Origin of the sequence: Streptomyces sp. NPDC001532 (genome assembly GCF_040298625.1) — a bacterium.
Lineage (GTDB): Bacteria > Actinomycetota > Actinomycetes > Streptomycetales > Streptomycetaceae > Streptomyces.
In genome coordinates this window covers 445,704-466,839 of record NZ_JBEPAL010000001.1, presented here as the reverse complement: position 1 = coordinate 466,839, position 21,136 = coordinate 445,704, and the positions used below count along the sequence as shown (strand labels likewise).

General features: G+C 70.7%; 22 protein-coding genes and 1 pseudogene. 14 read left to right on the top strand and 9 right to left on the bottom strand.

Annotation, left to right across the window (positions count from 1 at the left end):
* The first annotated feature begins 70 nt into the window (after positions 1 to 70).
* The gene (locus ABT232_RS02100; RefSeq protein WP_450872112.1) at positions 71 to 550 is read left to right on the top strand and encodes a DUF2267 domain-containing protein; all 480 of its coding nucleotides are present in this window, start codon (positions 71 to 73) and stop codon (positions 548 to 550) included.
* A 6-nt stretch (positions 551 to 556) separates the two neighbouring features.
* Here ABT232_RS02100 and ABT232_RS02095 read toward each other — a convergent pair whose 3' ends face one another.
* From ABT232_RS02095 to ABT232_RS02085, 3 genes are all read right to left on the bottom strand, one after another.
* On the bottom strand, positions 557 to 1,027 hold the full coding sequence (locus tag ABT232_RS02095) for a hypothetical protein (protein ID WP_351834496.1): 471 nt from the start codon (positions 1,025 to 1,027) through the stop codon (positions 557 to 559).
* Between the two features lie 139 nt (positions 1,028 to 1,166).
* Entirely contained in the window at positions 1,167 to 1,712 is a 546-nt protein-coding gene (locus ABT232_RS02090) for a GNAT family N-acetyltransferase (protein WP_351834493.1), read from the bottom strand.
* Positions 1,709 to 2,974 carry an NsdA family TPR-like regulatory protein gene (locus tag ABT232_RS02085; protein WP_351834490.1) on the bottom strand — a complete coding sequence of 422 codons (1,266 nt, stop codon included), beginning with the start codon at positions 2,972 to 2,974 and terminating at the stop codon, positions 1,709 to 1,711. The genes ABT232_RS02090 and ABT232_RS02085 overlap by 4 nt, the downstream gene beginning before the upstream one ends.
* A gap of 166 nt (positions 2,975 to 3,140) precedes the next feature.
* On the opposite strand from ABT232_RS02085, the gene ABT232_RS02080 reads away from it, so the two are divergent.
* The 4 genes and pseudogenes from ABT232_RS02080 (at position 3,141) to tgmC (ending at position 6,023) form a co-directional block, all read left to right on the top strand.
* Positions 3,141 to 3,473 carry a hypothetical protein gene (locus tag ABT232_RS02080; RefSeq protein ID WP_351834487.1) on the top strand — a complete coding sequence of 111 codons (333 nt, stop codon included), beginning with the start codon at positions 3,141 to 3,143 and terminating at the stop codon, positions 3,471 to 3,473.
* 149 nt (positions 3,474 to 3,622) lie between these two features.
* Positions 3,623 to 3,889: a putative ATP-grasp-modified RiPP gene (tgmA, locus tag ABT232_RS02075; RefSeq protein ID WP_351834484.1), complete on the top strand. Its 267-nt coding sequence runs from the start codon at positions 3,623 to 3,625 to the stop codon at positions 3,887 to 3,889.
* Between the two features lie 5 nt (positions 3,890 to 3,894).
* Positions 3,895 to 4,861, top strand: a pseudogene (gene tgmB / locus ABT232_RS02070) (ATP-grasp ribosomal peptide maturase).
* Positions 4,848 to 6,023 carry an ATP-grasp peptide maturase system methyltransferase gene (tgmC, locus tag ABT232_RS02065; RefSeq protein WP_351834481.1) on the top strand — a complete coding sequence of 392 codons (1,176 nt, stop codon included), beginning with the start codon at positions 4,848 to 4,850 and terminating at the stop codon, positions 6,021 to 6,023. The pseudogene tgmB and the gene tgmC overlap by 14 nt, the downstream one beginning before the upstream one ends.
* Before the next feature lie 21 nt (positions 6,024 to 6,044).
* On the opposite strand, the gene ABT232_RS02060 is transcribed toward tgmC, so the two are convergent.
* The 3 genes from ABT232_RS02060 to ABT232_RS02050 are packed head-to-tail and all read right to left on the bottom strand — an operon-like array spanning position 6,045 to position 10,018.
* Positions 6,045 to 7,433 (bottom strand): YDG/SRA domain-containing protein, encoded by a 1,389-nt coding sequence (locus tag ABT232_RS02060; protein WP_502975313.1) that lies wholly within the window; start codon positions 7,431 to 7,433, stop codon positions 6,045 to 6,047.
* Between the two features lie 48 nt (positions 7,434 to 7,481).
* The gene (locus ABT232_RS02055) at positions 7,482 to 8,495 is read right to left on the bottom strand and encodes an SEC-C domain-containing protein (protein ID WP_351834478.1); all 1,014 of its coding nucleotides are present in this window, start codon (positions 8,493 to 8,495) and stop codon (positions 7,482 to 7,484) included.
* A gap of 50 nt (positions 8,496 to 8,545) precedes the next feature.
* Positions 8,546 to 10,018 (bottom strand): glycoside hydrolase, encoded by a 1,473-nt coding sequence (locus tag ABT232_RS02050; RefSeq protein WP_351834476.1) that lies wholly within the window; start codon positions 10,016 to 10,018, stop codon positions 8,546 to 8,548.
* A 257-nt stretch (positions 10,019 to 10,275) separates the two neighbouring features.
* Between ABT232_RS02050 and ABT232_RS02045 the strand changes: the two genes are divergently transcribed.
* From ABT232_RS02045 to ABT232_RS02035, 3 genes are all read left to right on the top strand, one after another.
* A complete protein-coding gene (locus ABT232_RS02045) occupies positions 10,276 to 10,587 on the top strand; it encodes a DUF6412 domain-containing protein (protein WP_351834473.1) in 312 nt (103 codons plus the stop codon).
* A 129-nt stretch (positions 10,588 to 10,716) separates the two neighbouring features.
* Positions 10,717 to 11,433, top strand: coding sequence for a YidC/Oxa1 family membrane protein insertase (locus ABT232_RS02040; RefSeq protein ID WP_351834471.1), 717 nt, complete (start codon positions 10,717 to 10,719; stop codon positions 11,431 to 11,433).
* A gap of 150 nt (positions 11,434 to 11,583) precedes the next feature.
* Positions 11,584 to 12,441, top strand: coding sequence for a fumarylacetoacetate hydrolase family protein (locus tag ABT232_RS02035; RefSeq protein WP_351834468.1), 858 nt, complete (start codon positions 11,584 to 11,586; stop codon positions 12,439 to 12,441).
* A 354-nt stretch (positions 12,442 to 12,795) separates the two neighbouring features.
* Here the strand turns inward: ABT232_RS02035 and ABT232_RS02030 are convergent, their stop codons facing one another.
* The 3 genes from ABT232_RS02030 to ABT232_RS02020 form a co-directional block, all read right to left on the bottom strand.
* On the bottom strand, positions 12,796 to 13,662 hold the full coding sequence (locus ABT232_RS02030; RefSeq protein ID WP_351834466.1) for an LLM class F420-dependent oxidoreductase: 867 nt from the start codon (positions 13,660 to 13,662) through the stop codon (positions 12,796 to 12,798).
* A 117-nt stretch (positions 13,663 to 13,779) separates the two neighbouring features.
* Positions 13,780 to 14,265, bottom strand: a complete 486-nt coding sequence (locus ABT232_RS02025) for a heme-degrading domain-containing protein (protein WP_351834800.1) — start codon at positions 14,263 to 14,265, stop codon at positions 13,780 to 13,782.
* A gap of 47 nt (positions 14,266 to 14,312) precedes the next feature.
* Positions 14,313 to 15,392, bottom strand: coding sequence for a Gfo/Idh/MocA family protein (locus ABT232_RS02020; RefSeq protein ID WP_351834463.1), 1,080 nt, complete (start codon positions 15,390 to 15,392; stop codon positions 14,313 to 14,315).
* A 55-nt stretch (positions 15,393 to 15,447) separates the two neighbouring features.
* Here ABT232_RS02020 and ABT232_RS02015 point away from each other — a divergent pair, with 55 nt between their 5' ends.
* The 6 genes from ABT232_RS02015 to ABT232_RS01990 all read left to right on the top strand — a co-directional run bounded on the left by ABT232_RS02015 (position 15,448) and on the right by ABT232_RS01990 (position 21,094).
* Positions 15,448 to 16,563 carry an ROK family transcriptional regulator gene (locus tag ABT232_RS02015; RefSeq protein ID WP_351834461.1) on the top strand — a complete coding sequence of 372 codons (1,116 nt, stop codon included), beginning with the start codon at positions 15,448 to 15,450 and terminating at the stop codon, positions 16,561 to 16,563.
* Between the two features lie 330 nt (positions 16,564 to 16,893).
* Positions 16,894 to 17,766 carry a hypothetical protein gene (locus ABT232_RS02010; protein ID WP_351834459.1) on the top strand — a complete coding sequence of 291 codons (873 nt, stop codon included), beginning with the start codon at positions 16,894 to 16,896 and terminating at the stop codon, positions 17,764 to 17,766.
* A gap of 138 nt (positions 17,767 to 17,904) precedes the next feature.
* Positions 17,905 to 18,684, top strand: coding sequence for an HAD-IIA family hydrolase (locus ABT232_RS02005; protein WP_351834457.1), 780 nt, complete (start codon positions 17,905 to 17,907; stop codon positions 18,682 to 18,684).
* 103 nt (positions 18,685 to 18,787) lie between these two features.
* Positions 18,788 to 19,333, top strand: a complete 546-nt coding sequence (locus tag ABT232_RS02000; RefSeq protein ID WP_351834454.1) for a hypothetical protein — start codon at positions 18,788 to 18,790, stop codon at positions 19,331 to 19,333.
* 5 nt (positions 19,334 to 19,338) lie between these two features.
* Positions 19,339 to 20,004 carry a class F sortase gene (locus ABT232_RS01995; RefSeq protein WP_351834452.1) on the top strand — a complete coding sequence of 222 codons (666 nt, stop codon included), beginning with the start codon at positions 19,339 to 19,341 and terminating at the stop codon, positions 20,002 to 20,004.
* 61 nt (positions 20,005 to 20,065) lie between these two features.
* The gene (locus ABT232_RS01990; RefSeq protein ID WP_351834449.1) at positions 20,066 to 21,094 is read left to right on the top strand and encodes a glycoside hydrolase family 6 protein; all 1,029 of its coding nucleotides are present in this window, start codon (positions 20,066 to 20,068) and stop codon (positions 21,092 to 21,094) included.
* The last annotated feature ends 42 nt before the right edge of the window (positions 21,095 to 21,136 follow it).

Sequence of the window (21,136 nt, the reverse complement as noted above, 5' to 3'; positions counted from 1 at the left end):
CGTGGGCCGACGGCCCGCGGGTCGGCCCGCCGGTGAACTCGGCGGACGGGAAGGAGAAAACCGAAGAGAGATGACGACGACGACCTTGCCGACGTCGACACCGACGACACCGACGACATCGACGACACCGACGACGAAGACGACGATGGCCAGCCGGGGCTGGCAGGAGCTGCTGGACGCGGTGCGGGAAGCGGGCCAGTACCGCACCCGAGCGGAGGCGGAACGCATCACCCGCACGGTCCTCTCGGCCCTCGGCGGCCACGTCACCGGAGAGGAACGCGTGGCCTTGGCCAGAGCCCTCCCCACCGAGGCGGCAGCGACACTGGCCTCCGAGATCCCACTGCCCCGCCCCCTGACTGCCGCGGAGTTCGTGGACTCGGTGGCCACCCGCATGGAGGGCGCGACCCCGGCGACGGCCCGCTGGGACGTCACCTCCGTCCTCACCGCTCTCCCACCCCTGCTCGGCGAGGCCCTGCTGACCCGAGTCCTCGCCCAACTCCCCCACGGCTGGGCCCTGCTGTTCGGCCGGCCCCAGCTGACACCGCGGTAGCGGAACCTACGGGTTCCGCCGCGACCCGAGGTGCACGGAGGAGAGGGCACCGCCGAAGGCGACGAGCCCGAACCCGGCGACCAGGGGGTTCACGAACCCCGGCACATCCCCGTTGCCGTAGGAACCCCCGTCGCTGGTCTCACACACGAACCCGACCGGCACCCAGCTGACGTGATACCCGACGATCTCGACCCCGGCCTGCTGCCGCTCCCACCACCCCGGCGTACGGCAGGCCTGCACCGGCGAGGAGTCGGTCCCGCTGTCATCCGCCCCCAGCAACGCCCCACCGACCCCGAGCAGCCCCAGCCCGTACACCACCAACGCACCGGCCGCAGCCAGCGAGGCGAGCCCACGCACCATCCCCGGCACGTCGTCTTCCCACGGCCGACTCGCGGCGAGCGTCTGCCCGCCGTACCCGACAAACCCGAAAACGGCGACCACCACGACCACGAGGAGAAGCAGCACCAGCAGGAACATCCCCGGAGTCCAGCACCCGAACGCCACGGGGTCAGTGGCGGAACCCACACCTCCGGCAACGGGATCGCCACAGCAGCACGCAACTCGTTCCCTCCGATCGAGCTGCCGCCCGGGCACGTCAGGGGTCGGTCGACCACCCTTAGAGCAAGGGCTCCCGAATCATCGAGGCGAACACGGGAGAGTCCGCGAACGGCTGCTGTTCGCCGATCTTTTCGTAACCCCAACGCTCATAGAGGGCCTGCACCTTGCCGTCTCCGGCCTTTGGATTGACGAGCAGAGTGACGCGCTCCTCACCTCGGCCCGCGAGTAGTTCCTCGTGGATCCGCTGCGCAAGTCCGGTGCCGCGCCAGGGCCGTCGGACCACGATCTCGTTAATGGCCAGCGTGCGCTTGCCGGTCTCGGTCGTGTACCCGTCCGGCAGTGCGGTCGTCATGGCTGTCCACCAGCGCGTACTGGGCCCGAGGGGTGTGGCGTAGGCGAATCCGGCGGCCTCGTTACCGTCGTAGGCGATCACTGCCTCCCACCCGGCGACCGAGCTGTGCCCCGACAGCCGTTCGTCAAAGCGCTCAGCTGAGTAGAAGGGCGCAGTGAGACCCAGATCCCTCTGTCGCACTTCGACATGAATATCCACGATGGTCTGCCGCACCGGCTCGACCTCGGTGTAGTGCCGCAGCTCCAGACTCACAGAAGCTCCTTCTCAAACCAGTCACGGGTGGCGGGGGCATGGGGCGCAAGAGTGTGCAGTCGGTGCCCGAAGGCGTTCAGGAGGCGGGCGGTGCGTCCGTGCCGGGCCTGGGCGGGGATCCTGTGTGCGGTGGCGACCGCGAGCTCCGGCTCATGCTGGCCGAGCTGGGCGTGGGCGAGGTAAGCCAAGGTGAGAGCCCGGTTGCGCTTCATCTCCGGACGAAGGCTCGCAAGCGTGCGATGGGCATGAGCCTCCGCCTCCTCCCACAGGCCGAGTGTGGTGGTGGCGGTCAGGGCGAGAAGATGGAACTCGGCTGAGTCGTAGAACCTCAGCCACGTCGGACGGGGCGCTTCGGCGTCCGCCCGGCTTAAGGCCGTCTCAGCGAGTCCGAGGCACCGCAGGGTCGCCTGGCGATCGTGCAGGTCGGCGTGGTGAACGGCTGTCCGGGCCTGGACCAGCGAGGCGTAGAGGGGGTTCCGGGCCGCTCTGGTGCGCTTGGCGGCTTCGTCGGCTGCGAGAGCGCTCGTGTACTGGCCCAGATGCCGGTACAGAGCTCCGGCATGACCCCAGATGCGGAACTGCATTGAGGTGTCGCCGGAAAGGCCGGCGAGGGCGACAGCCTCGTTCAGGTGCCCCTTGGCCTGGTCCAGGCGACCGCCGTCGATGGCGGCCCACAACGCCGAGCCGGTAAAAGCCGCGGCCAGCCCGTAGAGCCGGCCCCGTACCTGTTGGGAGGCGGGCCTCGTCCTCTGAAGGTGCAGCGCACGCTGGGCCCAGCCGATCGCGTCCTGTTCGACCTGATGAGTTCCGCCGGCCTTGTTGTCGTGGGCGACGATCAGTGCGAACTGGGCGGCGAGCCGGTTCACATCGGCCTGGCCGACCCGGCCCGAGGTGCTTGCGGCCCCAACGGCGGCAGGAGCGAGGGCGGCGAGGGAGGTCGTGGTGAGAAAGCTTCGGCGGAGCACAGGCTCCTCCTCATGGTGCTGAACTTCGGGCATCGGGTGATCGACCGCGGACCTGGCGTGCGGTAAGAACCCCAGCTCTGTCGCGGTGCACCCGAACACCGCTTCCAACGCCATCCGTTGCTTCGCCTGCGGCCACCGCGTCCTGCCGGACGTCAGGTTGTGGATCGTGCGGACGGAGACAGTGCCGGGCTTACCGGTGACCTGTTCGATTACCGTGTTCATGGCCTCGGCCAATTCCTCCTGCGTGAGGCCAAGTTCGTGCATGCGTCGGGTGAGCTGCTGATTGGCGGCTGGCACGTGTCCACCGTAACGGGGGCCAGTGCTCCACATTCTGCGGCGTGTAAAGACCGGGTCAGTTTTTCCGGTCGGTCGCGGACTGTTCGATCCCGGAATTTCCTGCCGATCGGCCCAGGCGTACCCGTTTACTGACTGTCACAGGACGAACACACACCTGGAGTCAGTCGTGGAGACGGTGATCCGACAGAGCAGTGCCCATCAGCCCGACCGCAGCCAGATCCTTGCCGAGATCCGCCCCATCGTCCGCCCTCGCCTCGATGTTCCGTCGCTCGCCGGCACGTTGCAGCGAACCGAGGCCGTCACCAAGATTCTTCGCTCCCTCCTCGCGGAGTTCGAGAACGACGATCGGGAGGCGATGCGCGTGATGCGCCGCCTCGGCAGCCGGCTCCTGGCGGAGATGCCGAAGGGTGAGCCGAGCCCGTACACGGCTTGGCAGTACCTGGTGAACCTCGCGCGGTGCACGGAGGCGTTCCTCGCTGTAGAGAACCGCAGCCGGTGAGAGACGGCTGCCCCGTCTGTGATGCGTTTCGCGAGGAACGTGCGATCCAGCTCCGCACCCGCAAGGGCGACCTGGGTGACCTTCTGACCCAAGTGGCATTGCACGAAGCGACGGCACATCCCATCCCGACGGCTGCCCGAGGAGACAACATGCCCACACACGACACCCTGCCCGACCTCACGCCCGTGCGTCCCTGGGGCATCGGTCGCCTGGCCCCCTACCCCACGACGCGGAAGCTGCCGTACGTCACCGTCACCATCGACCCGACGACCCAGACCGGTATCTTCCGGAACAACCAGGGCGAGGTGGTCGAGATGGGTAAGCACGGCACCAGCTCCGGCACCGAGACCTCGACGGCCACCAACCTCGACTCGCAACCCGACCAGGGTCACGACCAGGACGACCAGCAGGACTGATTGCCGTGACCGAGAAAGGATCCGTACTGGTGGCCACCGAGCCGCACGACGTCACCGCGGACATGGTGATCGGCCACCTCAACCGGCGAGGGGTTCCGGTGGTCCGCTTCAACCCGGCTGAGATCGGCGTGGACGTGTCCGTCTCTGGTCGCGTCGACTCCTCCACGGGCTCGATGACAGGAGAGCTGCGTACCTCGTCGCGAACCGTCGAACTGGACGACGTGCGAGCGATCTACTGGCGCCGCCCCGCATGGCCGACATTCGACCATCTTCCGCCTGCGGACGCACGGTTCGCCGCAGCCCAGGTCCGCTACGGGCTCGGCGGCGTCCTCTACGCCCTACGCCGCCGCCAGTGGGTCAACCACCCGCTCAGAAATGCAGCCGCGGACTACAAACCGGCGCAGCTCGCGGCGGCCCGCGCGCTGGGCCTACGAGTACCGCCGACGCTGGTGACGAACGACCCGGACGAGGCGCGCCGCTTCATCCGCGAGCACGGACAGGTGATCCACAAGGCGCTGCGCTGGACACCGTACGAACGCGACGGCGTCAACCTCACCTTATGGACCGAGCCGGTCCATAAGGAGGATCTGGACGATACGGTGCGTGTCGCACCCCATCTCTTCCAGGCGCGTCGACAAGGTGGCGGATCTGCGGGTGCTGATCGTCGGGCGTCGGGTTTTCGCCGTCCGAATCGACTCCGAACTCCTCGACTGGCGCAAGGACTACAGCGGGCTCGCCTACGACGTGGTGGACCTGCCGGATCGCCTGGCGATGGCCCTGTCAGCCCACCTGGAGCACTACGGTCTGGCCTCTGGGTCGTTCGACCTGGCCCTGGACCGTGACGGTGAGGCTCACTGGCTGGAGCTGAACCCCAATGGCCAGTGGGCCTGGCTGGAGGAGGAGACAGGTTTGGAGATGTCGGCCGCGTTCGCCGACCTGCTCGCCGATGGAGAAACCGATGCTGTTGCCTGAGAGTGCCCCGTACCGACGCGCGCTCGCTGACCGACTGGTGGCGGCCAACGTTCTGAAGGACCCGAGGTGGCAGGCGGCGGTCGAGGCGGTCCCGCGCGAACTCTTCCTCAATCCAGGGGTGTTCCTGCCGGCCGAGCGCGGACACTGGCGCCCGGTGACAGCCCTGGGCACGGCCTCTGAGACGTGGCTGGACATCGCCTACAGCGACCGCTCACTGGCCACCCAGTTGGACGGCCGACTGACCGCGGACCGGACGGCCGAGCCGGTGACCGGCGTCCCCACCTCTTCCTCCACCACACCCATGACCGTGGTCGGCATGCTCGAAGACCTGGAGGTGGCCGACGGACACAACGTCTTGGAGATCGGCACCGGCACCGGCTACTCCACCGCCCTGCTCTGTCACCGTCTCGGCGAGGACAATGTCACCACGGTCGAGGTGGACCAGCAGGTGGCCGCCCGCGCGGACGCGGCCCTGGAGGAGATCGGCTTCTCCACCTGGACGGTGACCGGCGACGGCCTTCTCGGCCATCCGCTTCGCGCGCCGTACGACCGGATCGTCGCCACCTGCGCCGTACGCCGCATCCCCTACACCTGGATCCGCCAGACCAAGCCAGGCGGCATCATCCTCGCCACCATCGGTTCCTGGCCGTACGGCACCGGTCTGGCAAAGGTCACGGTGAGCGAGGACGGCACGGCCGAGGGCCGCATCATCGGCCGTGCCTCATTTATGCAGGCCCGCTCACAGGCCCTGGCTCCCGTGGCCGGAGACCTCTCCGCCAGAACCGCCTACGCCGACACCGAGCGCCCCACCAAGCTGCCCCCGACCCTTCTGGAGGACTGGATGCCGGCCTTCCTCACTCAATTGGCAGTGCCGGGCGCCCAACTCGTCCGAGCCAGGGCCGGAGACGGCACGCAGCTGCTGTACCTCTTCGACACCGACCGGGAGTCCTTCGCCGCCTTCACGGAGGACGACACCGGGGGGTGGACGGTTCGACAGGGTGGTCCGGTTGGCCTTTGGGACATCCTGGAGAGAACCCTTATTTCCTGGGATGACGCAATGCGACCCAGCATCGAGGCGGTAAGGATGTGCATCACGAGGTGGTCGCACTACTACTTCATCGAGGAAGTCCCAACTTTTCGTTGGGAGCATCGGCTCGCTTGAGGGTGAGTAGCATCACGGCGCTCAAAATGCGTGATGTTCGCGATGGTAGGCAAGGTGTTGTTCCGAGATTGTGTGCCCGGATATCGTTCGCAGGCGGGAGCGTTGTCCAGTGCTTCTATCGATGACCGTGAGATCTGGCTCGATGACTATCATTCCGAAGTCAAAAGACACATGGTGGTTCGGGCACAAGCACAAGATATTGATGGGTTCATCCGGCCCATCATGTGGAGTCCCCAGAGGGCGTATGTGGGCGGCTTCGGCGTATGCCCCCGTAGGGGTCTCGATGCGCAGGCCGCAGACTTGACACGTGTGCTGGTGGACCTGCTTGACCCAGTTTGATGTCGCAGTACTCCGGATTACCCGTTGTACTTCAGTGCTGCGCCGGCGAGGTGCCGGGTTGCCCGCCGGAGGCGGAGCGGTTTGACTGGGTCGACTGCGAAGTGTCCGTATCGGTAGGTCGTTGCGAAGGGTCTCTATGGCTCTCAAACGGTAACGCCATACGAGGAAATTCGAAACACCCGGTTGTGACCAGCAGTCCTCTACCTGATACAGGCCGTCGTAGCGCAACCCTGACTGTGGCGCGTGTTCGGAATTCCGGACAGCGCCACGAATGACACGCACTGGGCGCCCAGATGACATGCTGTTGACTAGTGCCGCGTTCCCGCGGGTGAGTTCCTGGTCATGCGTATGGCGCCCTTCTGTCTGGCCGCCCTGCCCGGTATAAATGATCGTGTCGCCGTAATCTTCGTCATCTGGGTAGCCTCCCGAAACGACAATGGACTTTGCTTCCTCTTCTTGCCTTCCCCAAATCCCAGCCTGTCTCGGCCGGTGCACATTGGCGGCGGCCAACGACTTGCGATCTTCGAAAGTGGCGCCTATGGGAACGCAGGGTGGGTGCCCAAAGCCGTCGAATGGCTCTGCTTGTAGCCCTACATTTACGAGGATTTCCTGCCAGTCCTCGTGTGGAAAGTACTGTTGCATCAACGTGTACGCGGCTTGGTCGCGAAACGTTTCGTCGCTCGCTATGAGTTCGTAAAGGTGTGACTCGAGTCCACCGCTCGGATTATGCTCTTCGAGCCACTTCTTCAGCGAAGATCCTCGCGCCTGAGGAACTTCTCCTTGTACGCCTTCTAGTTTCCAGACTTCTGACCGGTGGAGCGCAGTAAACAGGTACTGAGGATCCGGTGTCGAATTGGGGCGCCCGTAGCGTTCCAGGAGGCTACGCAGTCTCTGCTCGGAGTCACGCCAAGGAGTGAGGCGCGCTTCGCGTCGACGCGCCCTCCCCATAGCCCACAGCAGCACGATCGGTTGGTGCAGCGCAGGTTCCCCTGAACTCTTGTCCACACGTAGCGATTGCAGGGCTTTGAGGTAGCCGGTGGCACTCGCAGTGCGGTCGTCAGGAATCGTCACTTATCTTCCCCCCAGATGTGAATAACTTCCGCCCTCTCAGCGACGCCTCTAGGCGGCCCCGTGACACTCCCCATAACCCCGCCCCGCCCCACACCAACACCCCTCCCCCCGCTCCGGCGGCCAGGCGACTGCCCGGCCCCGGGCCGCGAGGGTCGTTGCGTACTGGGGGAGCAGGGTCGCGTCCGACGGGGGTGTGCCCTCTGAGGCGGCGAAGGCCTCGTAGGACGGGACCGTGCCGGTGACGATGCCGAGGTTGGGGGTGCCGGAGCCGGCGAGTTCTCGGAGGGCCGACTCTATGGTCGACAGGTGTTCCTCGTGGGAGGGGTACTCCGCCGCCAGCTCCGGGTACGCCGCCAGCAGTTCCGACAGCTCGGCCGCCGGCCAGTGGAGGATCGCGACCGGGAAGGGGCGGGACAGCGCCTCGCGGTAGGCGCCGAGTTCCGCCTGGAGGCGGGAGATCTCCGCCTTCAGTTCCGCCGGGTTCTCCGAGCCCAGGGACCAGACTCGCTTCGGGTCGTGCAGTTCGTCCAGGCTGACGGGGAGCGAGTGGAGGGTGTCCGCCAACGTGTCCCACTCGTCGTGCGGCAGGCCCTGCATCCGGCGGATGCGGTGGCGGGCGAAGAGGATCGGGTGGGTGGCGTACGGGGGTTCCGCGGCCGGTGTCAGCAGCAGGGTCGCCGCTTCCGTCAGGGCTTCCTGCGCCGTCTCCAGCTCGTCGTGCGACTCCAGGGCCTCGGCGACGATCACCCACGGGGCCGGGTCACGCGGCGCGGCCACCCTGATGCCCTCGATGATCGCGCGGGCCTCCGCCTCGTGGCCGTACTCCCAGAGGTTCGCGGCCTTGAGGGCCCGGACGAGGTGGGGGTTGTCCAGCGTGCCGGCCGAGCCGAGCAGGCGGTCGTAGAGCGCGGTGGCCGTGGGGCGGTCGCCGGACAGTTCCCGGTGGGCCGCGGCGCGCAGCAGCAGGGCTTCGGCGTCCTCGGGGTACAGGCCGGCGGTTCGCTCCAGGCGGGCCGCTTCGGCGTGGTGGTCGACGTTTTCGGCGGGCGTGTCGGGGCGCATGGATGACACCGTACTGCCCGGCGCCGACAAGGGTGAGGTATCCACCACCCTCACACGGTCACCCCGTCCACCTGCAACGTCTGCACCGCCCCGGCCGCGAACGCCACGCTCACCGTCTTGCCGTTCAGACGGGTGTCCGCGTACGACCGGTACTGGTCGCCGCCGGACGTCACCGTGTTCCAGCGGGGCACCAGGCCGCCGGTGCCGCCGGTGACCGTGGTGAAGCGGGAGAGGTCGAAGGTCAGGGTCTGGGCGGCGGCCGAGGTGTTCACCGCCACGATGACCAGGCGTTTCGCCGTACGGTCCAGGGCGGCCGCCGCATAGCTGACGCCCGTGTCGAGGATGGTCATCCCGGGGCGGATGTGGCGGCTGAACTGGGCCATCACGTAGTATTTCGGCTGGATCGTGGTCGGCTGCAAGGTGGCCGCGTCGTAGGCGATCATCGCCCAGCCCGCCGTCGGGTCCATGGCCTGCCAGTAGCACCACGCCGTGGGGTGCAGCCAGCGGAAGTCGTAGCAGAGGTTCGAGGCCATGGTCAGGCCGGTGCCGTCGCCGTCGCCCGTCTCGGAGTTCCACAGCTTCTTGCCGGAGGTCGTCACCACATCCGTGTACAGAAGGTCCCGCCGGCCGCCCGAGCCCTGGTAGCCGTGCACGTTGACCTGCGACACCAGCGCCTTCGTCGACGCGCCGAAGGAGGCCCAGGTGGAGCGGGCCGCGTCGTAGCTCGTCTCGTCCGATGCCGAGATGCGGACCGAGGTCAGGCCGCGCTTGTCCAGTTCGCTGCGCAGGTGCGGCAGTACGGCCGCCTGGACGGCCGGGTCCATGTGGCAGCCCTCCTGGGTGCCGGTCGCCGTCCACCAGCCGGCCGCGGGCTCGTTGAACGGGTCCACCGTGGCGAAGTTCACGCCCCACTGCGATCGCGCCCTCAGGGCCACCGCGGCCAGGTGGGAGGCGTGCTGGCGGTGGTTCCAGCTCTGGAGGTTGTTGCCGCCGTCCGCCGCGCCCGACGGGTTGTGGTTGACGCACATCCACCACATCGGCGAATTGGCGAAGAGCTCGGTCGTCGCGCCGCGCTGGGCCGCCTTCACCAGCATCGCGCGCTGGCTGGCGTCGGCGGTCCAGTCCCAGGCCGCGGAGGAAGGGTCCTCGTTGTTCCAGTCCTGCCAGAAGCCCTCGATCTGCTTGAACGCGGGGATGTTCGGCGACTCGGCCATCGTCTCGCCGTTCACGGCGTTCCAGCTGCACGCGCCCAGGTTGTAGCGGGCGATGTTCAGGCCGAGGCCGGGCAGGGTGCGGCCGTCGTAGGCGACCGACTTGGTGGTGAAGAACAGGTCGGCGAAGTCGTCCCGTGCGCCGAAGACGTTGGCCCACCAGGCCAGGGAGGTGCCCCAGCCCTCCCAGGTGCCGTAGGTCGTGGCGGGGTTCACGGCGATGGTCGCGTCCGCGTGCGCGGTGCCCGTGCCGAGGGTGCTTCCCAGCAGCGCGCCGCCGGTGGCCGCGAGCAGGGTCCTGCGTCGGATCATGGCTGTCTCACCGTCCGTCGTCGTGGCATGGCGTGCATGGCGTGCATTGGCTAGGCATGGCACGGGGCAGGGGTGCATGGCGTGGCATGGCTCGTTCACGGTCAGGTCGACCGTCAGGAAGCATCGGGGCGGGCGGCCGGGCTTGTCGAGGGTTTTGACAGGGCTTTCTCAAACCCATGGCGAAAGTGGCCACGCCGCCATGTCACACCGCTGAGGTATAACCGTCATGACGTACGCATCAGGAAGGAGGAACACCGATGGTCCAGGCCTGGTCCAACCTGCGCCCCACCGCCGTGCTGTTCTTCCTCTTCCTGGAGGTCGTGCTGCTCGACGCCGGCAGCCTCTCGGCGACCGTCGCGCTGGCCGCGACCGCCGCGGCCGGCTCCGCGCTGGCCGTCTGCTCGCTGATCGCCGCGCGCTGCGCGCCCGCCGTGCCCCGGACACGGGTACGGACGGCGATCCGCGACCGGGACCGCCGTACGGCCTTCCTGCCCCAACGTGATCCCGACGCCCGTGGACGTACGCGTCCCAGGGCGCCTGGGCGGGCCCTCCCGGCGACCTTCGCGTAGGGCGGTCACACCGCGCGTCACCCCTGACCCCTGCGCTCGGGTCGTCATGCCGCCGCTGCCATCTCGGCACGCCTGCCGGTTCAACCGGCACATCCCGGCACGACGAGACCCCGGAGGGCTCACTCACTCATGTCCGTTTTCGCCAACCTGGTCGAGCAGCTCGCCGATCTGCTCCAGCCGCTCTTCCACGGCTCCGCGGCCGCCGCCGCGATCGTCCTGTTCACCGCGCTCGTACGGCTCCTGGTGCATCCGCTGTCGCGGGCCGCCGCCCGCGGGCAGAAGGCGCGGACCCGGCTCCAGCCGCAGATCGCCGAGCTGCGCAAGAAGCACGGCAAGGACCCCGAGCGGTTGCAGCGGGCGGTGCTGGAGCTGCACCGGGAGGAGAAGGTGTCGCCGCTGGCCGGATGCCTGCCCGGGCTGTTCCAGCTGCCGGCCTTCTTCCTCCTCTACCACCTCTTCTCCAACTCGACGATCGGCGGCGAGGCCAACGAGCTGCTCGGCCACCAGCTGCTCGCCGCCCCGCTCGGCGACCGCTGGGCCGACGCGCTGACCGGCGCCGGTCTCTTCGGCGAGGCGGGACTGGTGTACCTCGCGCTGTTCGTGCTCGTCACGGCCGTCGCCGCGTTCAACTACCGGCGTACGAAGATCATGATGGCCGCGAACCGGATCGTGCCGGCGGCCGATCCCGAGCAGCCGGTGCCGGGGATGGGGGCGATCACCAAGGTCATGCCGTTCATGTCGTTCTTCACGCTGATCACCGTGGCGGTGGTGCCGCTGGCCGCCGCGCTCTACGTGGTGACCAGTACGACGTGGAGCGCCGTCGAGCGGGCCGCGCTGTACCGCTGACCTGCGCGCGAGGGGCTGGGTCCAGTACGTGAACGGGGTCTTGCGGACTGGACCTGGACCTTGGAGGATCGACCAGTCCTCCGATGGCTGTGGCCGCCGCACCCAGGTCGCGCCCCCGGCGGGCTGCCGCGATCGAGGGAGATTGTGATCATGAAGCTGCTGCGAGTCGGTACGGCCGGGGCCGAGCGGCCCGCGCTGCTCGACGCCGAGGGGAACCTGCGGGACCTCTCCTCGGTCGTGCCGGACATCGACGGGGCGCTGCTCGCCGACGACGCGGCGCTGGCCCGCGTCCGCGCCGCCGCCGACGCCGGGGAGCTGCCCGTGCTGGACGGTGCCGAGGTGCGGATCGGCGCGCCGGTCGGCGGGATCGGCAAGGTCGTGTGCATCGGGCTGAACTACCACGACCACGCCCGGGAGACCGGCGCCCAGCCGCCCGCCGAGCCGGTGGTCTTCCTGAAGGCCGCGGACACCGTCGTCGGGCCGAACGACACCGTCCTCGTGCCGCGCGGGTCGACGAAGACCGACTGGGAGGTCGAGCTGGCCATCGTCATCGGCCGCACCGCCCGCTACCTGGACTCCGCGGAGGACGCGCTCACCCATGTCGCGGGGTACGCGGTCGCGCACGACGTGTCCGAGCGCGAGTACCAGATGGACCGCGGCGGCACCTGGGACAAGGGGAAGAACTGCGAGACGTTCAACCCGCTCGGGCCGTGGCTGGTGACCGCGGACGAGGTGCCCGACCCGCAGAAGCTCGGCCTCAGGCTGTGGGTGAACGGCGAGCTCAAGCAGGACGGGACGACCGCCGAGCAGATCTTCTCCGTGGGCGAGGTCGTGCGGTACCTGTCGCACTTCATGACGCTCTACCCCGGGGACGTCATCAACACCGGTACGCCCGCGGGAGTGGCCTTCGGGCAGCCCGAGCCCAAGCCCTACCTCCGGCCCGGCGACGTCGTCGAGCTGGAGATCGAGGGGCTCGGGCGGCAGCGGCAGGAGCTCAAGAGCGCGTGAGGCGCGCCCGCCCGGCTCGGGTGAGGGGTGTGAGGCCCGCCCGCCCGGGCTCGGGCCAGGCGTGTGATGTCGGCGCGCCCGGTTCAGCCCGGGCGCGTGAAGCCCGCCCGCCTGCCCGCCCGGCTCGGCGAGGCGTGTGATGTCGGCGCGCCCGGCTCGGGCCAGGCGCGTGACGCCGGACCGCCCGGCTCACGCCAGGGGCGTAAAGCCCGCCCGGCTCAGCCCCGGCAGGTTGACTCAGGGGAGTAGGCCGCCGGCTACGGCCCGGCAGGCCGACTTCGGCCAGTAGGCCGGCTCAGGGGAGTAGGCCGCCGGCTACGGCCCGGCAGCCGGCGCTCCGGTCAGTCGCGCGGCTCAGCCCAGCAGGGCCGCCAGCCTGCGCCACTCCTCCCGCGGCAGCGCCTCCCGGTCGGCGCCCGTGATCACCTGAAGGGCCACATGGTCCGCGCCCGCCTCGACGAACGCGTCGACGCGGGCGCGGATCTCCTTCTCCCCGCCCCACGCGAACACCGCGTCGATCAGCCGGTCGCTGCCGCCGTCCGCCAGGTCGTCCTCGGTGAAGCCGTGACGGAGGAAGTTGCCGGTGTAGTTGGGGAGGGTGAGGTAGAAGGCGATGACCTCGCGGGCCAGGGCACGGGCCCGGTCCGGATCGGATTCCAGGACCACCTTCAACTCCGGTGCCAGCAGCGGCCCCTCCCCCAGCGTGTCCCGCGCCCACGCCGTGTACTCCGGCGTCACCAGGTACGGGATCGCGCCCGCCGCGCGGTCGCGAGACAGCTCCACCGTCTTCGGCCCCAGCGCCGCCAGCGCCCGGCGGTGCGCCGGTACGCCCGCCGCGTCCAGGGCGTCCAGGTACGCGACCAGGGCCGAGTACGGCCGCCGGTACTGCGCCGCCAGCTTGGCGTGGCTCACCCCGAGGCCCAGCACGAACCGGCCCGGGTGCGCCGACTCCAGCTCGGCGAAGGCGGCCGCGCTCTCGGCGGCCTCGTACTGCCAGATGCTCTGGATGCTGGTGCCGACGGTGAGCGTGGCGGTGGCCTCGAGGAGCGGGGCGGCGTGCCGCGCGGCGCTGTTGCCGCCCAGCCACAGGGCGCCGTAGCCCAGCTCCTCCAACTCGGCGGCGGCCTCGGCCCGTTCACCGGCGCCCGCCGGGTCCTCCGCGCGCAGGCCGACGCTCCAGATGCCGTACCGGCCGTACTTCTCCTTCAGGGGTGTGCTCATCCGTGTGATCCCTCCGGCGTGCTGCGGCAGTGGTGTCCGTGCTCGGTCACTGCTGTGGCAACCGGAGGGATCGGGCCGGTCATTCCCCGTCCGGCGGCATTTCCGGGCGGGCGCGGCTCAGTTGTCGAGGAACTGCTCCAGGGCCTCCACCACGAGCCGGTGGTCCTGAAGCTGCGGCAGCCCGGACACCGTGACCGCTCCGATCACACCGACGCCCTCGACGGTGATCGGGAAGGAGCCGCCGTGCGCGGCGTACACGTCCGGGTCCAGGCGGGAGGAGTCCTCGAAGGTGCTGCCCTTGGCCCGGAAGCGGGCGCCGACCAGGTAGGAGGAGGAGCCGTAGCGCTCCACCACCCGGCGCTTGCGGCCGATCCAGGCGTCGTTGTCGGGCGTGGCGCCGGTCAGCGCGGCATGGAAGAGCTGCTGGCCGGCGCGGTGGATGTCGATGGCGACCGGGGCCTGGCGCTCCCGGGCCAGCCGGACGAGGAGGGAACCCAGCTCCCAGGCGTCGTCCGGAGTGAACCGGGTGAAGACCAGGCGGCGTTCCTGGGCCTCCAGCTCCTCGATGCTCGGGGTCAGCTCGGGCGCGATCCTGGGAGTCATCGCGGGCGTGGTGTGCGAGGTGTGCGAGGTGTGCTTCTGAGGGTGCGTCACAGGGTCACCGTCACTCCGTCTCGGGCCGAACGGCGGGCCGCTTCCAGTACGTCGAGGGCGGCGGCCGCCTCCAGGGCGGTCACCGGGTTGGGGCCGCCCGTCAGCAGGGCGCGGGCCACCGCCGCGTAGTACGCGGGGTAGTCGCCCGGCAGGGTCGGCTCGGGCCGGCCGCCGCCGGTCGCCGGGGACTCGCCGGAACCGACCCGGCCCCACAGCGACTCGGGCTCCGTGCCCCAGCCGTCACTCGGGCGCCGCCCCTCGCGCAGGGCCGCCTCCTGCGGGTCCAGGCCGTACTTCACATAGCCCGCCCGCGAGCCCAGCACCCGGAAGCGCGGGCCGAGTTGCGCGGTCGTGGCCGAGACGTACAGGTGGGAGCGGACCCCGCTCGCGTGCGTGAGCGCGATGAAGGTGTCGTCGTCGGTCTGCGCGCCGGCGCGGCGGACGTCCGCCTCCGCGTACACCTGGGTGGCGGGGCCGAACAGGACCAGGGCCTGGTCGACGACATGGCTGCCGAGGTCGTACAGCAGACCTCCGATCTCCGCCGGGTCGCCGGACTCGCGCCAGCCGCCCTTCGGCTGCGGCCGCCACCGCTCGAAGCGGGACTCGAAGCGCCATACGTCGCCCAGCTCGCCCTCGGCCAGCAGCTTGCGCAGCGTCAGGAAGTCGTTGTCCCAGCGGCGGTTCTGGAAGACCGACAGCAGCAGGCCGCGCTCCTCGGCCAGGGCGGCCAGCTCGCGGGCCTCGGCGGCGGTGCCCGCGACCGGCTTGTCGACGACGACCGGCAGACCGGCCTTCAGAGCGGTGGTGGCGAGCGGGACGTGCGTCTTGTTCGGGGACGCGATGACGATCAGGTCCAGCTCGTCGGCGCGGTCGAACAGCTCGTCCGGCGTCGCGGCGACCCGGACGCCCGGGTGCTCGGTGCGGGCCTGCTGCTGCCGCTCCGGGTTGGCGGTGACCACCGTGTCGAGGGTGAGGCCCTCGGTGGTGGCGATCAGCGGGGCGTGGAAGACGGATCCCGCGAGGCCGTAGCCGATGAGGCCCGCGCGGAGGGGGGTGCCTGAGGTGCCAGTCGTCATGGCTCCACTTTCGCAACGCTGTTGCCAAAGTGCAAGCGCGGGAGAGAATGGGCGGGTGAACAGGACCCATGTGGCGGCGGCGGGAACGGGCGGCGCGAACCTGCTCGCGCTGCGCAGCCACAACACCGCGCTCGTGCTCGACCTGCTGCGGAAGGCGGGGGAGGAGGGCATCAGCCGGCTGGAGCTGGCCGAGCGGACCGGCCTCACCCCGCAGGCCGTCAGCAAGATCACCGCCCGGCTGCGGGCCGACGGACTGGCCGCGGAGGCCGGCCGGCGCGCCTCCACCGGCGGCAAGCCGCGCACCGTCCTGCGGCTGGTGCCGGGCGCGGGACACGCGGTGGGCGTCCACCTCGACCGGGACGAGCTGCGGGTCGTCCTGGTCGACCTCACCGGAACGGTGGCCGCGCAGCGCCGGGCACCACTGGACCTCGGCGCGGGCGCGGAGGCCGTCGTCGCGGGGGTGGCGCGGGAGGTCGCGGAGCTGCCCACCGCGCCCGTCCGCACCGTCCTCGGCGTGGGCGTGGCCCTCCCCGGCCCGCTCGACCACACCCGGGGCGTGCTGCACCGGGTCACCGGGTTCCCCGAGTGGGACGGCTTCCCGCTGCGGGACGCGCTGGCGCGGCGGCTGGGGATGCCGGTCGTCGTCGACAAGGACACCAACGCGGCGGCGCTCGGCCTCGCGGTGGGCGAGGAGGTCGGCGCGGACGCCGGGTCGTTCGCCTATCTGCACCTCGGTACGGGCCTGGGCGCCGGACTGGTGATCGGCGGGAGCGTGCACCGGGGCGCGCGCACCGGGGCCGGGGAGTTCGGGCACCAGGTGATCCAGCTCGACGGACCGCCCTGCACCTGCGGCGGACGCGGCTGCATCGAGGCGCTGTGCCTGGCCGCGGTGGCCGACGGCGACGCCGACGAGGCGGCGCGGGTGCTCGGCGCGGGCGCCGCCAACCTGGCCGGTCTGCTCGACATCGACCTGGTCCTGCTCGGCGGCCGCACGGTCACCGCCGCGCCGGACGCCTACGTCCGCGGGGTCGCCGCCGTCCTCGACGCCCGCGCCCGCCGCGAGGGCGCGGCCCCGATCCCGGTCCGCCTCGCCCCCGGCGGCGAACGAGGCGTCGCGGAAGGCGCGGCCCAACTCCTGCTGGCCCCGCTGTTCGGACGGGCGGAGGGGTGAGCGCGGCGGGGGCGCTGGCACCGGGTGCCGCGCAGGCTCCAGCACCGGCCACGGCGCGGGCCCCGGCGCCGCGTGCCGCGCAGACTCCAGCACCGACGACGGCGCAGGCCCCGGCCCCGCGTACCGCGCAAGCCCCGCACCGAGTACCGCGCAGGCCCCGGCCCCGCGTACCGCGCAAGCCCCGCACCGAGTACCGCGCAGGCCCCGGCCCCGCGTACCGCGCAAGCCCCCGCTGACTCCCCAGCCCCTCCGCCATCCGAGCGCACTTCCCCACCCCGTGCGGAGCGGCGGGCCCGGGGATCGGGCCCGGACCGGCATGGTCATGTGTTCATGCGACTGTTTTCGAGACCGCGCCAGCGCCCCCTCGTCCCGCTCTGCCTCGCAGCAGCCGCCGCCCTCGCCGCCGCCCAGGCTCCGGCCCACGCGGATCCGGACCCGGCCGCGGCTCCCGCCTGTGCCGCTTCCGACGCCCGGGCGTTCCCGCTCACCACCCGCATCCACGGCGGCCCCGACGCCTACGCGGCCGGTGGCGGCTTCGGCACCTGGTACGTCGACCTCACCAACACCACCGACCGCCCGTGCACCGGCGTCCACCCGGTGATCGTCCTCGTCGACGAGGAACGGGCCCTCAAGCCCTCCCAGCCGCGCCTGGAGTTCTACGACGGCTCCGGCGAGCCACCGCGCCCGGTCCGCTTCGAGGCCACCGAGGCCGACGAACTCGTCGGCGCCTTCGACGACGGCTTCGCCGGCTTCACCATCGGCCCGCGCGAGACCGTCAGCGTGAAGGTGCGGCTCGCGCTCACCTCGGACGCCGTGGTGAACCGCGTGACCGCCGCCGCGGCCGTCGTCCAGCGCCGCGACGACGACGGCGAATGGATCGGCCAGTCCAACGACTACCGCTTCCACATCGACGCCGAGCCGGGCCGCACCGCGCACCCCGAGGCCGACAGCGACAGCGATGCCGACACCGACACCGACGCCACCACCGAGGCGGCCCCGGACCCCGAGGCCTCGGCAGCGGCCACCCCGGGGACGGCCGACCCGGCCGCCTCGGCCACCCCGCGCGACGAGATCACCCGCCCCGGCCGCCCCGAGGAGCTCGCCGTCACCGGCCTCACCCCGCTCGCCCGCGGCGGCCTCGCCGCCACCGCCGTCCTGCTGCTGGCGGGCGCCGTCCTGTTCCGCGCCCGCAGGCGCTCCTGACCTCCGGCACCCGAGCGCGCGAAGCGCCCGATGATCGACGGGGTCGGATCGAGCCACTCCTGACTAGGCTGGGGGCGTCGGCACGCCGTGGTTCCGGCGCCCCCAGTACATCCGCACGTACGCCAGGAGTTGCAGCACATGGCAGACCGCAGGCCCATCGAGTCGTGGCTCACCGACATGGACGGTGTACTGATCCACGAGGGCGTACCGATCCCCGGCGCCGACGCCTTCATCAAGAAGCTGCGCGAGTCCGGCAAGCCCTTCCTGGTGCTCACCAACAACTCGATCTACACCCCGCGCGACCTGCACGCCCGGCTGAACCGCATGGGCCTGGAGGTGCCGATCGAGAACATCTGGACCTCGGCGCTCGCCACCGCCAAGTTCCTCGACGACCAGCGTCCGGGCGGCTCCGCGTACGTCCTCGGCGAGGCGGGCCTGACCACCGCGCTGCACGACATCGGCTACATCCTCACCGACCACGACCCGGACTACGTGGTCCTCGGCGAGACCCGCACCTACTCCTTCGAGGCGATGACCAAGGCGGTCCGGCTGATCAACGGCGGGGCCCGCTTCATCTGCACCAACCCCGACGAGACCGGCCCCTCCACCGAGGGCCCGCTGCCCGCCACCGGCGCGGTCGCCGCGCTGATCACCAAGGCGACCGGCCGCAAGCCGTACTTCGCCGGCAAGCCGAACCCGCTGATGATGCGCACCGGCCTGAACGCGATCGGCGCCCACTCCGAGACCAGCGCCATGATCGGCGACCGGATGGACACCGACGTACTGGCCGGGATCGAGGCCGGCATGCAGACGTTCCTGGTGCTGACCGGGCTCACCCAGCCCAGGCAGGTCGAGGACTTCCCGTACCGGCCGTCGCAGGTCGTGGACTCGATCGCGGATCTCGTGGAGCGGATCTAAACCACCCGGACGGCGAAGCACACCCGTTCGGAGCAGTCCGGGCCCCATTGAGGATGCGGAACCGCCTCGCGCGGGGGAGTCTCCAGATGTCTGGAGGTTCACGATGAGTTCACTGCGACTCACTGTCAGTACCGCGGTCCTGACCGTGGCCGCCGCGCTCACCCCGGCGGCGGCCCAAGCGGCGGAGGGCAGCGGTGTACAGGTCACGCCGTCGGCCCCGGCCCCGGGCGGCGACCTCGCCCTGCGGGTGACCGGCTGCGCCGGCCGGACCGGAACCGCCGCCTCGGACGCCTTCGTCGCCGACGCCAGGCTCACCGGCGCCGACGGCACCCTCGGCGGAGAGACGAGGATCCGCTCCACGGCCCGCACGGGCCGGTACGACGTCGAGGTCACCTGCGGGGACAAGTCCCTGAAGGGCGTCCTCACCGTCGGCTCCGGTGGCTCCGCCGGCGCCGCCCGGCCCAGCGCCCCCGCCTCGCCGACCGCCCCGGTCCGCGCGGGCGGCGGCGGCACCGCGCACATCGCCACGGTCGACGCCAGCGGCACCGGCCCCGGCGCCGCCCAGGCGGTCACCGGGCTGCTCCTGGCGCTCGGCGCCGCCGTCGTCGTCGTACGGCGCAGCGCCCGCCGGACCCGCGGGGCGGACTGACGCGCATGTCCGAACACGAACGCTCCGCCGGCACCGGCCGGTTCATCACCGGCCTGACCTGGGCGGTACTGCTGCTCGGCCTGTGGCTGTGGGGCCGTGAGGTGACCGATGTGCGGCACGGGATATCCGGGCCGAAGACCGGTGACATGGCGGCGGTCGGACGTCCTCCGGACGTCCGGCTGCCGCCCGCCGGCACCCCGCTCGGCGCGGCGCTGCCGCAGCGCATCGACATCCCCGGACTCGGCATCCAGGCGCCGGTCGTGGCCCGCGGTCTCGACCGCCACGGCGCGGTCGACCCGCCGCCGTACGACCAGCCGGGCGTCGTCGGCTGGTACTCGGCCGGTGCCGCGCCCGGCGCGGCCGGCACCGCGCTGATGGTGGGTCATGTCGACACCGAGACCCGGCCGGCCGTCTTCTACAAGCTCAGCGCGCTGCGCGCCGGGCAGACGATCCGGGTGGTCCGGGACGACGGCAAGGTGGCCGAGTTCACCGTCGACGACATCCAGGTCCTCACCCGCGACCACTTCGACGCCCAGCAGGCGTACGGGCCGCGCAAGCAGGGCCGGGCCGAGCTGCGGCTCATCACCTGCGGCGGCAGCTTCGACCGCGCCGACGGCAGCTACACCGCCAACGTCGTCGTCTCCGCCTACCTCACCGGGGCGGGCCTCTGACCCGCCTCGCCGAGGTATGTCAGGATTGAGCCTTGGAACAGTGCGCCCGAGGGGGAGTTGGATGTACGGCAGCAGGGGGGCGGCCGGAGTGCGGGCTACCGCGGTGGTGCTGGGGGCGGCACTGCTGATCGCGGGATGCTCCTCCGGTGGCAAGGACGAATCCGACGGAAGTGATGCGGCCAACGCCGACATCACCCAGCAGCCCAAGAACATCGCCCCGTTCTGGGTCAATCCGGACGGCAACGCGGCCTCGCAGGTCGCCGACTACCAGAAGGCCGGCAAGAAGGCCGAGGCGGAGCAGATCCGCAAGATCGCGCAGCAGCCGACCGGCGAGTGGATCAGCCCGGAGAGCCCCGAGGAGGAGGCGCGCGGCTTCACCGAGGCCGCGGACAAGGCCGACCGCACGGCCCTGCTGGTGCTCTACAACATCCCGCACCGCGACTGCGGCCAGTACTCCGGCGGCGGCGCCGCCGACGGCAACGCCTACCGGAGCTGGATCGACGGCGTCGCCCAGGGCATCGGCGACCGCGCGGCCACGGTCGTCCTGGAGCCGGACGCGGTCCTGCACCTGGTCGACGGCTGCACCCCGGACGAGTACCACGAGGAGCGCTACGACCTCCTCAAGTACGCGATCGGCAAGCTGAAGTCACTGAAGAGCACCAAGGTCTACCTGGACGCGGGCAACGCCGGCTGGGGCCACCCCGACCAGATCTTCGAGCCGCTCCGGTGGGCGGGCGTCGCCGAGGCCGACGGCTTCTCGGTCAACGTCTCCAACTTCTACTCCACCGAGGACTCCGTCGCGTACGGCAAGGAGCTGTCGGCGAAGGTCGGCGGCAAGCCGTTCGTGATCGACACCAGCCGCAACGGCAAGGGCCCCTACACCGAGGGCGACCCCGGTGAGCGCTGGTGCAACCCGCCGGGCCGCGCCCTCGGCGAGACCCCCACCACCAAGACGGCCGACCCCCTCGTCGACGCCTACCTCTGGGTCAAGCGCCCGGGAGAGTCGGACGGCGAGTGCAAGGGCGGCCCGAAGGCGGGCGAGTGGTGGCCGGAGTACGCGCTGAAGCTGGCCAAGGCGTCCAAGGCATAGGGCGCGGGAGCGCTGCGACACCTCGCAGCGCTCCCGCGCCCG

Excerpts from the sequence above, each read along its gene's own strand:
- ABT232_RS02100 (WP_450872112.1), top strand. The coding sequence starts at position 71 with ATGACGACGACGACCTTGCCGACGTCGACACCGACGACACCGACGACA.
- ABT232_RS02095 (WP_351834496.1), bottom strand. The coding sequence starts at position 1,027 with ATGTTCCTGCTGGTGCTGCTTCTCCTCGTGGTCGTGGTGGTCGCCGTT.
- tgmA (WP_351834484.1), top strand. The coding sequence starts at position 3,623 with ATGCCCACACACGACACCCTGCCCGACCTCACGCCCGTGCGTCCCTGG.
- tgmC (WP_351834481.1), top strand. The coding sequence starts at position 4,848 with ATGCTGTTGCCTGAGAGTGCCCCGTACCGACGCGCGCTCGCTGACCGA.
- ABT232_RS02055 (WP_351834478.1), bottom strand. The coding sequence starts at position 8,495 with ATGCGCCCCGACACGCCCGCCGAAAACGTCGACCACCACGCCGAAGCG.
- ABT232_RS02050 (WP_351834476.1), bottom strand. The coding sequence starts at position 10,018 with ATGATCCGACGCAGGACCCTGCTCGCGGCCACCGGCGGCGCGCTGCTG.
- ABT232_RS02045 (WP_351834473.1), top strand. The coding sequence starts at position 10,276 with ATGGTCCAGGCCTGGTCCAACCTGCGCCCCACCGCCGTGCTGTTCTTC.
- ABT232_RS02040 (WP_351834471.1), top strand. The coding sequence starts at position 10,717 with ATGTCCGTTTTCGCCAACCTGGTCGAGCAGCTCGCCGATCTGCTCCAG.
- ABT232_RS02035 (WP_351834468.1), top strand. The coding sequence starts at position 11,584 with ATGAAGCTGCTGCGAGTCGGTACGGCCGGGGCCGAGCGGCCCGCGCTG.
- ABT232_RS02030 (WP_351834466.1), bottom strand. The coding sequence starts at position 13,662 with ATGAGCACACCCCTGAAGGAGAAGTACGGCCGGTACGGCATCTGGAGC.
- ABT232_RS02025 (WP_351834800.1), bottom strand. The coding sequence starts at position 14,265 with ATGACTCCCAGGATCGCGCCCGAGCTGACCCCGAGCATCGAGGAGCTG.
- ABT232_RS02020 (WP_351834463.1), bottom strand. The coding sequence starts at position 15,392 with ATGACGACTGGCACCTCAGGCACCCCCCTCCGCGCGGGCCTCATCGGC.
- ABT232_RS02010 (WP_351834459.1), top strand. The coding sequence starts at position 16,894 with ATGCGACTGTTTTCGAGACCGCGCCAGCGCCCCCTCGTCCCGCTCTGC.
- ABT232_RS02005 (WP_351834457.1), top strand. The coding sequence starts at position 17,905 with ATGGCAGACCGCAGGCCCATCGAGTCGTGGCTCACCGACATGGACGGT.
- ABT232_RS02000 (WP_351834454.1), top strand. The coding sequence starts at position 18,788 with ATGAGTTCACTGCGACTCACTGTCAGTACCGCGGTCCTGACCGTGGCC.
- ABT232_RS01995 (WP_351834452.1), top strand. The coding sequence starts at position 19,339 with ATGTCCGAACACGAACGCTCCGCCGGCACCGGCCGGTTCATCACCGGC.
- ABT232_RS01990 (WP_351834449.1), top strand. The coding sequence starts at position 20,066 with ATGTACGGCAGCAGGGGGGCGGCCGGAGTGCGGGCTACCGCGGTGGTG.